This window comes from Nitratireductor sp. J20-h4 (genome assembly GCF_056780505.1).
This window is the reverse complement of the sequence record NZ_CM165557.1, coordinates 3510001-3522797: the sequence shown is the minus strand read 5'-3', so window position 1 is coordinate 3522797 and position 12797 is coordinate 3510001. Positions and strand designations below refer to the sequence as shown.

At 65.5% G+C, this 12797-nt stretch carries 11 protein-coding genes (1 of these 11 running past the window's edge); 10 read left to right on the top strand and 1 reads right to left on the bottom strand.

Translation table 11 applies throughout. The annotated features are described in order from the left end of the window. Positions 1 to 114: 114 nt before the first annotated feature. The 10 genes from clpB to ACT2B0_RS16815 all read left to right on the top strand — a co-directional run bounded on the left by clpB (position 115) and on the right by ACT2B0_RS16815 (position 11300). A complete protein-coding gene (clpB, locus tag ACT2B0_RS16860) occupies positions 115 to 2742 on the top strand; it encodes an ATP-dependent chaperone ClpB (protein ID WP_473459410.1) in 2628 nt (875 codons plus the stop codon). A gap of 196 nt (positions 2743 to 2938) precedes the next feature. Then, complete coding sequence (locus tag ACT2B0_RS16855) at positions 2939 to 3778, top strand: transporter substrate-binding domain-containing protein (protein ID WP_473459408.1); 840 nt, start codon at positions 2939 to 2941, stop codon at positions 3776 to 3778. Positions 3779 to 3832: 54 nt separating this feature from the next. After that, entirely contained in the window at positions 3833 to 4513 is a 681-nt protein-coding gene (locus ACT2B0_RS16850; RefSeq protein ID WP_350052075.1) for an amino acid ABC transporter permease, read from the top strand. 10 nt (positions 4514 to 4523) lie between these two features. Further along, complete coding sequence (locus ACT2B0_RS16845; protein WP_348337083.1) at positions 4524 to 5189, top strand: amino acid ABC transporter permease; 666 nt, start codon at positions 4524 to 4526, stop codon at positions 5187 to 5189. A 5-nt stretch (positions 5190 to 5194) separates the two neighbouring features. Then, the gene (locus ACT2B0_RS16840; protein WP_473459406.1) at positions 5195 to 5980 is read left to right on the top strand and encodes an amino acid ABC transporter ATP-binding protein; all 786 of its coding nucleotides are present in this window, start codon (positions 5195 to 5197) and stop codon (positions 5978 to 5980) included. 8 nt (positions 5981 to 5988) lie between these two features. Continuing rightward, positions 5989 to 6933 carry an aminotransferase class IV gene (locus ACT2B0_RS16835; protein ID WP_348337085.1) on the top strand — a complete coding sequence of 315 codons (945 nt, stop codon included), beginning with the start codon at positions 5989 to 5991 and terminating at the stop codon, positions 6931 to 6933. Beyond that, positions 6926 to 7645, top strand: coding sequence for a GntR family transcriptional regulator (locus tag ACT2B0_RS16830; protein WP_348337086.1), 720 nt, complete (start codon positions 6926 to 6928; stop codon positions 7643 to 7645). The genes ACT2B0_RS16835 and ACT2B0_RS16830 overlap by 8 nt, the downstream gene beginning before the upstream one ends. A gap of 114 nt (positions 7646 to 7759) precedes the next feature. Next, a complete protein-coding gene (locus ACT2B0_RS16825; protein ID WP_348337094.1) occupies positions 7760 to 8122 on the top strand; it encodes an MmcQ/YjbR family DNA-binding protein in 363 nt (120 codons plus the stop codon). A gap of 123 nt (positions 8123 to 8245) precedes the next feature. Continuing rightward, positions 8246 to 9655 carry a L,D-transpeptidase family protein gene (locus tag ACT2B0_RS16820; RefSeq protein ID WP_473459403.1) on the top strand — a complete coding sequence of 470 codons (1410 nt, stop codon included), beginning with the start codon at positions 8246 to 8248 and terminating at the stop codon, positions 9653 to 9655. Between the two features lie 76 nt (positions 9656 to 9731). Continuing rightward, positions 9732 to 11300, top strand: coding sequence for an MFS transporter (locus ACT2B0_RS16815; protein ID WP_473459401.1), 1569 nt, complete (start codon positions 9732 to 9734; stop codon positions 11298 to 11300). Between the two features lie 21 nt (positions 11301 to 11321). Here ACT2B0_RS16815 and ACT2B0_RS16810 read toward each other — a convergent pair whose 3' ends face one another. Then, positions 11322 to 12797 carry the 3' portion of a M23 family metallopeptidase gene (locus tag ACT2B0_RS16810; RefSeq protein WP_473459399.1) on the bottom strand. Its footprint extends 462 nt past the window's final position, so only the last 1476 of its 1938 coding nucleotides appear in the window; its start codon lies beyond the right edge, outside the window; its stop codon occupies positions 11322 to 11324.

The following is a 12797-nucleotide window of genomic DNA, read 5'->3' as shown; positions in this document are numbered from 1 at the left end:
CGGTCGCCCGCATACCCATATCGGAACCGAAGGGGTTCGCTTCACGAGAAGGGGCCCGTCACCTCAACCGATCCGGCGCCGCGCAGGCGGGCCGGCAAGGAAACGGAGACATTGATGAACGTCGAGAAATATTCCGAGCGCGTGCGTGGTTTCATCCAATCCGCTCAAACGATGGCGCTGTCGCGCAATCATCAGCAATTCACCCCCGAACACATGCTCAAGGTCCTCGTCGATGACGAGGAAGGTCTGGCCGCCTCGCTGATCGAACGGGCCGGCGGACGGGTGCAGGACGCGCGGCTTGCCGTCGACGCGGCGCTCGAAGCCCTGCCGCGCGTGGAAGGCGGCAACGGCCAGCTCTATCTCGCACAGCCGCTCGCCAAAGTGTTTTCCACCGCCGAGGACCTGGCAAAGAAGGCCGGCGACAGTTTTGTCACCGTCGAACGGCTTTTGACCGCGCTGGCGATCGAGAAAACCGCCAAGAGCGCCGACATCCTGACCAAGGCCGGGGTGAGCGCGCAGGCGCTGAACCAGGTCATCAACGATATCCGCAAGGGACGCACCGCCGATTCGGCCAATGCCGAGCAGGGTTTCGACGCGCTGAAGAAATATGCGCGCGACCTGACAGCGGATGCGCGTGCCGGCCGGCTCGATCCGGTGATCGGACGCGACGACGAGATCCGCCGCGCCATCCAGGTCCTGTCGCGGCGCACCAAGAACAATCCCGTGCTGATCGGCGAGCCGGGCGTCGGCAAGACGGCGATCGCCGAAGGCCTGGCGCTCAGGATCGTGAATGGCGACGTGCCCGAATCGCTCAAGGACAAGCGCTTGATGGCGCTCGACATGGGCGCGCTGATCGCCGGCGCGAAATATCGCGGCGAGTTCGAGGAACGGCTGAAGGCGGTGTTGTCGGAAGTCACCGCCGCCGAAGGCGAGATCATCCTGTTCATCGACGAGATGCATACTCTTGTCGGCGCCGGCAAGGCCGACGGGGCGATGGACGCCTCCAACCTGTTGAAGCCGGCCCTGGCGCGGGGCGAACTGCACTGCGTCGGCGCGACCACGCTCGACGAATACCGCAAGCATGTCGAAAAGGACGCCGCGCTGGCGCGCCGCTTCCAGCCGGTGTTCGTCAACGAGCCGACGGTGGAGGATACGGTGTCGATCCTGCGCGGGCTGAAGGAGAAATACGAACAGCACCACAAGGTGCGCATCTCCGATTCCGCGCTGGTCGCGGCGGCGACGCTGTCGAACCGCTACATCACCGACCGCTTCTTGCCGGACAAGGCGATCGATCTGGTCGACGAGGCCTCGTCGCGGCTCAGAATGCAGGTCGATTCCAAGCCCGAGGCGCTCGACGAAATCGACCGGCGCATCATGCAGCTCAAGATCGAACGCGAGGCGCTGAAGCTGGAGAAGGACGACGCCTCCAAGGACCGGCTCGAGCGGCTCGACGCCGAACTGGCCAAGCTGGAGGAGGAATCGGCCGGGTTGACCGCGACCTGGGCGTCGGAAAAGGAAAAGCTCGGACTGGCGGCCGATCTCAAGCGCCAGCTCGACGAGGCCCGCAACGCGCTCGCCGGCGCCCAGCGCAAGGGCGAATTCCAGCAGGCCGGCGAACTGGCCTATGGCCTGATCCCGGAGCTGGAGCGAAAACTCGCCGAGGCCGAGACGCGCGACGAGACCGGGTCGATGGTTGAAGAAATCGTCACGCCGGACCATGTCGCGCATATCGTGTCGCGCTGGACGGGCATTCCCGTCGACAAGATGCTGGAAGGCGAACGCGACAAGCTGTTGCGCATGGAGGATGAACTCGCCAGGCGTGTCGTCGGCCAGGGCGAAGCGGTTCAGGCCGTATCGCAGGCCGTGCGCCGCGCGCGCGCCGGGCTGCAGGATCCGAACCGGCCGATCGGCTCGTTCATGTTCCTCGGTCCGACGGGCGTCGGCAAGACCGAACTGACCAAGTCTCTGGCCGATTTCCTGTTCGACGACGAGACGGCGATGGTGCGCATCGACATGTCGGAATTCATGGAAAAACACTCCGTGTCCCGGCTGATCGGCGCGCCGCCCGGCTATGTCGGCTACGAGGAAGGCGGCGTTTTGACCGAGGCCGTGCGGCGTCGGCCCTATCAGGTCGTGCTGTTCGACGAGATCGAGAAGGCGCATCCCGACGTCTTCAACGTCTTGTTGCAGGTGCTCGACGACGGCCGGCTGACGGACGGGCAGGGCCGCACGGTCGATTTCCGCAACACGCTGATCATCATGACCTCCAACCTGGGGTCGGAATTCCTGGTTTCGCTTGGCGAGGGCGAGGATGTCGACAAGGTTCGCGATGAGGTGATGGCGGTCGTGCGGGCCTCGTTCCGGCCGGAATTCCTCAACCGCGTCGACGAGGTGATCCTGTTCCACCGGCTGCGCCGGCAGGACATGGGCCAGATCGTGGAGATCCAGCTCGCACGGCTCGAAAAGCTGCTCGTCGACCGCAAGATCACGCTCGATCTCGACGACGGCGCGATCGCATGGCTGGCCGAGAAGGGCTACGATCCCGCCTATGGCGCGCGCCCGCTGAAGCGGGTGATCCAGAAGGAGTTGCAGGATCCGCTGGCGGAAAAGATCCTGCTTGGCGAAGTCCGCGACGGCCAGACCGTTGCGGTGACGGCGGGCTCCGACCGGCTCACCTTCCGCGCCGGTCCCGCGTCCGTCGACGACGAGGCCGGAGCGGATGCGGCGGAAGCCGCGGCCTGAATAGCGATCGACCTATCCGGCCCCGGCCCGGCGCCGGGGCGCGACAACAGCGCTCCTCCCCATCGGGGAGGGGCGTTTTTCGTTGGCCGGGGCGTAAGGCGAGGCGGGTGATCGTCGCCGTGTTGTCGTACTGATTGATTGTTGACAATCCTACAAAATCGTTGAATTCTGAAGATCGTCAATGGGAGCAACGATCATGATTCACCACCTTCAATCCCGGCTGGCGGCCGTCGCTTTGGCGATTGTTGCCATGCTGGCCGTCTCGACCGCGGCCTTTTCCCAGGAAAAATCGACCTGGGACACGATCCAGGACAATGGGACGCTTCGCATCGGCGTCACCCAGGCGCCGCCGTGGTTCTTCAAGAATCCCGCCACCAACGAATGGACCGGTCTCGGCGTCTCCGTCGGCAATGCGATGGCCGAGGCGCTGAACGTGAAGCTCGAGCCGGTCGAAGTGACCTGGGGTACGGCGGTGTCGGCCCTGCAGGCAGACCAGATCGACGTCATGTTCGTGCTTGACGCCACGCCCCAGCGCGCGGTCGCGGTCGGCTTTCCGGCGCAGCCCTTGCTTTATTACGCGCTGGCGGTTCTGGCCGACGACGAGTTGACGATCGAGACCTGGGACGACCTCAACAAGCCCGACATCAAGATCGCCGTGACGCAGGGCACGACAATGGACAGCTATGTCTCCCGGCGCCTGGACAAGGCGGAAATCCTGCGTTTCCCCTCCAACGGCGAAGCGGTCGCCGCCTTCCAGTCGAAACGGGTCAACGCGGTGTCGCTGTTCCATCCGCCGCTGATTGCGATGCGCCAGAAGATTGGACGCGGCCAGATCGTGCTGCCCAAGCCGATCCGCCAGTCGACCTCGTCGGCCGGCGTGCGCCTGGAAGCCGATACACGCTTCCGCGATTGGGTGAACACGGCCATTTCCTACTACTACCAGACCGGCCAGACCCAGGAATGGTACGAGCAGTTCCTGACCGAATATGGCGTCGACCCGGAAACGGTGCCGGCGATCCGTCGCGAGGACTGGTAACGCCGCCAAGCGCGGGGCGCCGCCGCGCCCCGTCGCCACGGGCAGGAGGTGACGATGGGATATGAGTGGGACTTTGCGGTGGTTTTCCGCAATTACGACCTCTTGCTGCTCGGCCTGATCAACACGCTCAAGGTCACGGGTCTGGCCCTGCTGTTCGGCGTGCCACTCGGCCTGCTGCTCGCTTTGCTGCGTCTCTACGGAAACCGGGCGGTGCGGCTTCCCGTCGGATTCGTCATCGAATTTCTGCGCACGACCCCGCCGATCGCGCAATTATTCTGGTTCTTTTTCGCGATGCCGATCCTGATCGGCGTCGAAATCGACCCGTTCCGGGCCTCGGTCTTGACGTTTTCGCTGCAATCCTCGGCGTTTTTCGCCGAAGTTTTCCGCGGCGGCATCCAGTCGATCGATTCGGGCCAATGGGAGGCGGCCAAGGCCATCGGCATGAACCGCAACCAGACGCTCGGCCGGATCATCCTGCCGCAGGCTGTCAAACGCATGATCCCGGCGTTCCTGGAACGCGCCGTCGAACTGATGAAAACGACGACCCTGGTCAGCACGATCTCCTATGCCGACCTGCTCTACCAGGCCAACAGCATTGCCCAGTCGACCTACCGCACGATCGAGGTCTTCACGGTTGCCGCGGCGATGTATTTCGTCGTCATCCTGGCCTGCTCGATCGCAGTCCGGCGCCTGGAAATACGCCTCGCCCGAAGCGGCGAGACGATCGTGAACTGAGGCGAGCGGCATGGATCACAATTGGGACTTCGCCTCCGTTCTCGCCAATAAGACGCTGCTTTTGATCGGGCTGCAAAACACGCTGATCCTGGGGTCGGTCTGCCTCGTGCTCGGCCTGTTCTTCGGCCTGTTCGTCGGCGCGGCCCGGTTTTCGGGAAAGAGCTGGCTTTATTATCCGGCCACGGCCTTTGTCGAGCTGTTCCGCAACACGCCCGTCCTCGTCCAGATCATGTGGTTCTTCTTCGCGTTTCCGATCATCGCGCCGTTCAGGATCGACGCCTTCACCGCCGCGACGCTGGGCCTGACCCTCAACACGGTGGCGTTTTCGTCCGAAATCTACCGCGCCGGCCTGCAGTCGATCCACAAGGGACAATGGGAGGCCGGAAAGGCGCTGGGAATGAGCTACTGGCAGCAGATGCGCCGGGTGGTGCTGCCGCAGGCCGTGCGCCGGATGCTGCCGGCGTTCATGAACCGGGCAGTCGAACTGTTCAAGATGACCTCGCTCGCCTCGGTGATCGCCTATGGCGAATTGATGTACCAGGCCAAGGTGGTGTCGACGATCTCGTTCAATCCGATCGAAATGTATACCAGCGTGGCGCTGATCTTCTTCCTGGTGCTTTTCCCCGCAACGATCCTGGTGCGCCGCTTTGAGGCGCGCGACACATTCGAACGGTGAACGCGATGACAGAGGTTCTACGGATCGAGGGCTTGCACAAATCCTTCGCCGAACTGGAGGTTCTCAAGGGGATCGACCTGTCGGTGAACAAGGGCGAGACCGTGGTGCTACTGGGGGCGTCCGGCTCCGGCAAGTCGACCTTGCTGCGCTGCGTCAACTTCATGGAAATCCCCACCAGCGGCCGCATCCACCTGGAAGGCAAGGCCATCGGCAGCGCCCGCAACGGCCGCGTCGCCTACGGCGAGCGGGAACTGACGCAGCTTAGGTCGCGCGTCGGCATGGTGTTCCAGCATTTCAACCTGTTTCCCCACATGACCGCGCTCGAGAACGTCATGGAGGGGCCACGCACGGTGCTCAAATGCGATCCGTCCGAATGCCGGCGCCGGGGCAAAAAATATCTCGACAAGGTGGGTCTCGGCTGGAAGGCCGACGCCTATCCGGCCCAGCTCTCGGGCGGCCAGCAGCAGCGTATCGCGATCGCGCGCGCACTGGCCATGGAGCCCGAAATCATGCTGTTCGACGAGGCGACTTCCGCGCTCGACCCCGAACTCGTCGGCGAGGTTCTCGAAACGATGAAGGAATTGGCCGAGGAAGGCATGACGATGCTGATCGTCACGCACGAATTGGGATTTGCCTATACCGTCGCCGACAAGGTTCTGTTTCTGTCCGAGGGCAGCATCCTTGAACAAGGCACGCCCGCCGAGGTGCTGACCTATCCCCGGCAGGACGCCACCAAGAATTTCCTCCGCGGCCACAATATGTTCCGCTTGCCCGAACCCCAGATTGACTGACCCTGACCATGAACACCATCGATCGAATCGACAGCCGCACCACCCACGATGCCGACGAGGACATCCGCAATCGCGATATCAAGATCTACGTCAATGGCGAGATCGTTCCGCGCGACGAGGCCAAGGTCTCGGTCTATGATTCCGGGTTCATGCTCGGTGACGGAATGTGGGAAGGCATGCGCCTTTACAAAGGCAAATGGGCGTTTTTCGACGAACATATGGACCGCTTCTTCGATTCCTGCAAAGCGGTCTCGCTCGATGTCGGCACCGACAGGGCCGGCATTCTGGACGCCCTGACGCGGACGGCTGAGGCGAACGGGATGACGGACGACGTGCATTGCCGGCTGATGCTGACGCGCGGCGTCAAGGCGCGGCCGTTCCAGCATCCGCGCCTGTCGCGCTCGGGTCCCACGCTGGTGATCATCATGGAGCACTCGAAACCCGTCGACGGCCTGCAGGGCCAGGGCATCCGGCTGGCCACCGTTGCCCAGGTGCGCGGCCTGCCGATGTCGCAGGACGCCAAATATAACAGCCATTCCAAGCTGAATTGCGTGATTGCGGCCCTTCAGGCCGAACAGGCCGGCGCCGACGAGGCGCTGATGCTCGACCCGCACGGGTTCGTCAACACCACCAATGCCTGTAATTTCTTCGTCGTCCGCCGCGGCGCGGTGTGGACCTCGACCGGGGATTACTGCATGAACGGCGTCACCAGGGCCAAGGTGATCGAGGTGTGTCGCGACAACGGGATCCCGGTTCTGGAGAAGAATTTTTCCCTTTACGAGGCCTATGGCGCCGACGAGGCGTTCTTGACCGGAACATTCGGCGCCCAGACGCCGGTCGCCTCGATCGATGGCAAGCCGATCGGCGACGGCAACCGGCCCGTCATGGCTCGCATCCGCCAGTTATACAAAGAGCTTGTGGAGCGGAACGTCTCGGACCAGTCGCATGATTGACAACGCGCTGATCAAGCCGGTCTCCGACAGCACCCTGCGCAGTCGCACAGTCGACCAGATGAAGCTGCTGATCGTTTCGGGCGAGCTGCCGGCGGGCAGCCGGCTTACCGAAACGCGGCTCGCTTCGGCGCTGGGCATCAGCCGCGGGCCGCTGCGCGAGGCGATCCGAGAACTGGTCGATATCGGCCTTCTGGTCAGCAAGCCCTACAAGGGGCTGTTCGTGCGCGAGGTGACGCGCGGCGATCTCGAGGAAATCTACTCGCTGCGCACCGCGCTGGAGCAGTTCGCGTTCAAGGAGTGCTGGAGCAAGCGCACTCCGGCAGCCCTCGCCGATCTGCGCCGGCGCAACGAAGCGCTTGCCGCTACGATAGAGGAGGGGACCAATCCGCTGGGCGCGATCGAGGACGAACTCCATCTGCACAGCTGGTGTTACGAAATGTCGAACCATCAGCTCTTGTTGCAAAGCTGGAACCGGCTGAAACCGAACCTGCAGTTCTATTTCGCGATGCATCAGCAGGCGCATGCGCGCCGCGGCCCTTCGCGCCAGGCGCACGACACCTATATTCGCCTTGCCTCGGGCGACGATCTCGACGCGATGCTGGATCATCTCGCCGACCATATGCGCCAGGGCCTCCAGACCACGATCGGCTTCATCGAAACCGGCGAGCCGGGCCACGCGGCCAGGCGGGCCGGCGCCCGGGCTGTGGACTGACGGGCGCCTGGCTTGCGAGCCGGCAAGCGCCTAGCCATAATCTCTTCGAGGCGATGACGCCGTGCGCTTGTCCGGGGGCAAGTCGAGAGATAGTCCGCCCGGGAGGAGACTGCCCTGACGCTCGACGAATATAACCGCTTCTGCGCCACGCTTCCCGCCACCACCGGCGTCGTGCAGTGGGGCGGCGCGCATGTGTGGAAGGTCGGCGGCAAGGTGTTCGCCATCGCCGGCTGGAGCGACGGGCGGGATCCCGCCGTCACCTTCAAAGTGTCGGAACTGGCCTACGATATCCTGCGCGAGCAGCCCGGCTGCCGTCCGGCGCCCTATCTGGCCTCGCGCGGCATGACCTGGATCCAGCGGGTTTCGTCCGAGAGCATGGATGACGCGGCGCTCGCCGACTATATCGCCGAAAGCCATCGTCTGGTGGCGCGCAAGCTCCCGAAAAAGACGCAGCAGGCCCTGGGCCTCGACAGGTGATCGATTTTCCCGGCGTGGCGTCTTCCGCCATCTTCATGTCGGGTTCATCTGGAAAAAGCCAGACTGCCGGCCGGATGCCGTGCCCGCATGAAGCGGAGCGATTTGTCGGAGACTGTTTTGTCCATGCCTGGAACGAGCCCCCTTCTCGCCGCCCTTGCCGTCGTTTTTCTCGCGCCACTATCTCCGGCCTTGGCGCCCATGCCGCTGGCCGGGCTTTCCGGCGATGAAAAGCGCTCTGTCGCGGCGCCCGGTCTCCTACTGGCGCAAGGCGGCGATGTTGAGATTTTTTACGACCGGGCCGGCAACCGCGTCATCGTCGACGCCTATACCGGCGAGGTGATCGCGATCGAGCGGCCGCGCCGGCTGCCCCTGCGCGAACGGTCCCTGCCGCGCCGCGCCGGGCCGAGCGTCAACGACCCCGACGCGCTGGAGCGTTACCGGCGCTATCGCGAGCGCCAGCTCGGGCGGCCGCTGGAGCCGCTGCCGGGGGAGGCCGCGCGCGACTACCGCCAGCCCATTCCCGAAGATGACGATTTCATCGCCCGGCGGCGGTTGCCCGCCATTGACGAGGACGGCGATGTCGCGCGCCGTGAGCCGCTTCCCCGTGATCGCCTGTCGGACGATCCGGTGACCGGGTCGACCCCGCGCGAGGACGATGGCGCGACCGCACGGCCGCGCGGCCCGACCGGCGCGAGCGAGGACGTGGCCAGGCTGCAGGTGCTTCTCGACCGAGCCGGCGTGTCGCCCGGCGTCATCGACGGCCGGATGGGCAGCAATGTGCGCAAGGCGCTGGATGCGCTCGCCGAGATGACGGGCGAACGACTCGACCCGAGCGACACGGCGCTGGTCGAGGCCGCGCTCGCCGATACGGGCGGGCCGGCCTTTTCGACCTACACGATCACCGCCGCCGACGCGGCCGGCCCGTTCGTGGCCTCGATCCCCGCCGATTACGGCGACAAGGCCCGCATGGAGCGGCTCGGCTTCACCTCCACCGTCGAGATGCTGGCGGAGCGTTTCCACATGGACGAAAACTATCTGCGCGCGCTCAATCCCGGCGCGGCGTTTTCGCGTCCGGGCACCCGGATCAAGGTAGCCGATCCGGGCAAGCCGCGCACCGGCGCGGTCACCCGCATCGTTGCCGACAAGGGCCGCGAGCAGGTCAGGGCCTACGACGCGGCGGGCAATCTCGTCGCTGCCTACCCGGCGACGATCGGCTCGACCGATACGCCTTCGCCGTCCGGCACGGTGAAGGTCGAGCGCATCGCCTTCGATCCCGAATACACCTACAATCCCAAGCTCAATTTCAAACAGGGCGACAACGACAAGGTGCTGACCATTCCGCCGGGTCCGAACGGGCCGGTCGGCACGATCTGGATCGCGCTGTCCAAGCCGACCTACGGCATCCACGGCACGCCGGAGCCGGCCCGCATCGGCAAGACCAACAGCCATGGCTGCGTGCGGCTGACCAACTGGGACGCGCATGAACTGGCCAAGATGGTCACAAAGGGCGTGTGGGTGAGTTTCTCCGAGTAAGCCCCCCCGTCCGCCCCGGCGGGTGGCTGGTCGCGGGCCTGCAATTTCGATAAAGCGGGTCGGAAGGAACCCGCCGATGAATGCGCCGCCCGCCGACATCTCGCCTGACAAGGCCAGTCCGACGCAGCGGGTGTTCTGCCCGCCTCCGGCGCGCAAATTCGTCCTCGTCTCCGCCATTCTCGCCTCCTCGATGGGCTTTATCGACGGTTCGGTCGTGTCGCTCGCCATGCCGGCGATCCGCGCCGATCTCGGCGGGACGCTGGTCGACGCGCAGTGGATCAGCAATTCCTACATGCTGTTCTTGTCGGCGCTGGTGCTGATCGGCGGCGCGGCCGGCGACGTGTTCGGCGTGCGCAACATCTTTCTTGCCGGCATCGGCCTGTTCATGGCGACCTCGCTATTGTGCGCGCTTTCGCCCGACGCCGAGACGCTGATCCTCATGCGCGCGTTGCAGGGCATCGGCGCCGCCTTGATGGTTCCCGGCAGCCTGGCGATCATCGCGAAATCCTACCCCGCCCGCGAACGCGGCGCGGCGATCGGCATGTGGGCGGCCTATTCGTCGCTGACGACGGCGGCCGGTCCGTTTCTCGGCGGCATGCTGCTGTCGTTCGGCCAGGACTGGATGTGGCGGCTCATCTTCGCCATCAACGTGCCGATCGGCCTGCTCGCCATCGGCATGATCGTCCTGCGCGTGCCGCGCGACCGGCCATCCGAACGCCGCGCCCTCGACCTTGTCGGCGCGGGCCTTGCGACCGGCGGGCTCGGCCTGATGGCCTGGGGGCTGACCGCGCTCGGCCTGCCGCCTGAGGCGCGCGCCGCACCGCCGCTGGCCTGGATCGGGGCCGGGGGCGCGGTGTTCGTCGCGTTCGTGGTCTGGGAGGGCAGGGCGCGCGCGCCGATGGTCAAGCTGGAGCTGTTTCGCTCCAAAGCCTTTTCGGGCGCCAATCTCTACACGCTGGCGCTGTTTTTCGGCTTCGGCGCGGTGCTGTTCTTCCTGCCGATGACGCTGGTGTCGGCCTGGAACGCCGAGGAATGGCAGGCGAGCCTGATGTTCCTGCCGCTGTCGCTGTTGATCGCCCTGCTTTCCGGTCGTGCCGGGCGCCTGGCCGACCGGATCGGGCCGCGCCTGCCGCTGACGGTCGGCGGGGTGGTGGTGGCGCTCGCCTTCGCCGGGCTCGCCGCGACCATGCCGCTGCGCCAGATGTGGCTGGTCACCCTGCCGATGCTGACCTTGATGGGGCTCGGCATGTCGGTTCTGGTTTCGCCGCTTTCGGCCGCCGTCATGCTGGCCACGCCCGACGAGGATACCGGGCTTGCCTCGGGCATCAACAACGCCGTCGCCCGCGCCGCCGGGCTGATGTCGGTGGCCGCACTCGGCGCCGTGGCCGGGCTGGTGTTCGCGGCGCTGGCGCCGCAGGGCGCGGACGTCGCCTTCGGCGCGCTGCCCGCTGTACCGCTCGATGCGGCGGGGGAACACCAGCGCGTCGCGGCGAGCGACCGGGCCTTTCAGGCAGTGGCGGCAGTGGCGGCGGGACTGTGTGCCGTCGCCGCGATCATCGCCTGGCTGACGCAGCCGCACTGGGCCGCGGGCGAAGGCGCCGACCGCGACGGGGAAAGGGCGGCACCGCGGAACGGTGCGGACTGACAATACCGGCCTTGCCGGGAATCAGCGGCTCGCCAGTTTCAGGGCGTCGCCGGTCTCGTCGGCCAGAAGCGCGTCGATGCGTTCGCGCTCGCGGTTGAAGGCGGTAAGCTCTTCCTTCTTCAGCACCCGCCCCGTCGGCAGGCGCACGCGCATCGGGTCGACCTTGGTGCCGTTGACGACCAACTCGTAGTGCAGGTGGGGACCGGTCGACAGGCCGGTGGAGCCGACATAGCCGATCACCTGACCCTGGCGGACGCGGGCGCCCGCCCGCACGCCCTTGGCGATCGCATTCTGGTGGTTGTAGGAGGTCTTGTAGCCGTTGGCGTGGCGGATGATGGTCTGGCGGCCGTAGCCGCCGGCCCAGCCGGCCTTCTCGACCTTGCCGTTTCCGGCGGCGATGATCGGGGTGCCGCGCGGCGCGGACCAGTCGACGCCGGTATGCATCTTGCGGTAGCCCAGGATAGGGTGACGCCGGCTGCCGAAGCCGGAGCGGAAACGGCCGTTGGGCACCGGGTTGCGCAGCAGGAACTGGCGCGCGCTGCGGCCTTCGGCATCGAAATAATCGACGGTGCCGTCGCTCATCGAGAACCGGTAGAAAGTCCGGGTGGTGTCGCCGAAGGTCGCCTTGACATAAAGCAGTTCGGAATCCTCGGAGGCCGTATTGTCCTCGTCGGGCTGGGAGAAGAACACTTCGAGCCGGTCCTTCGGCGAAACCCGCGACTGGAAATCAACGTCTGCGGCAAGCAGCTTGACGAGGCGCTGGGTCATTTCGCGCGACATGCCGTAGGAATAGGCGGCGCGATAGATGCCGTCATAGACGCGCGGCAGGTCGCCGCGGGCGCGCACGACCGGTCGGTTCTCGTCGAAGGCGGCCGCGACTTCCGGGTTGCTTTCCGGCGCGTCGGCGGGAACGAACTGGTCATTGTCGTCGACCGCGATGGTGAGAATATGCGAGGCGCTCTCATAGACGCTGGCGCGCATGACCCGGCTTTCCTGCGGCGTCGATTCGATTCCCAGGCGCAACACGGCGCCGGCCTTCAGTTTCGATGCGTTGAGGATGCGGCCGATCGCGTCCGCCATCGCCGCGCCGCTGTCGTCGCCATAACCGGCGTCGGCCAGTATCTCGGCGATCGGCTTTTCCTGGCGGATGGCGACGATCTCCTCGTTGAAGACCGGCGCGTCGACCTGCGCGTCCTGAAAGGCGACCGAGACGTTCTCCTGAACGATGCGCACGCCGTAGGACGCCGACAGCGTGGCGGTGGCGAGCGATTCGCCGAATCGTTGCGGGTCGACATAATGCAGGGCCGCGACCTGGATGTCGCCGTCGGTGAGAATCGCGCCGGTATTGCGCACGACCGTTTCAACTTCCTCTGCCGAAAGCCCGCTCTTTTCGTCGAAGGCCGCGGTCTCGATCGGGAAGTCGACGGTCTTGAGGCTGACCTCGCTTTCCACCTTGGCACCGTAGATCAGGCCGGTGGTGGCGGTTTCGACCGGTCC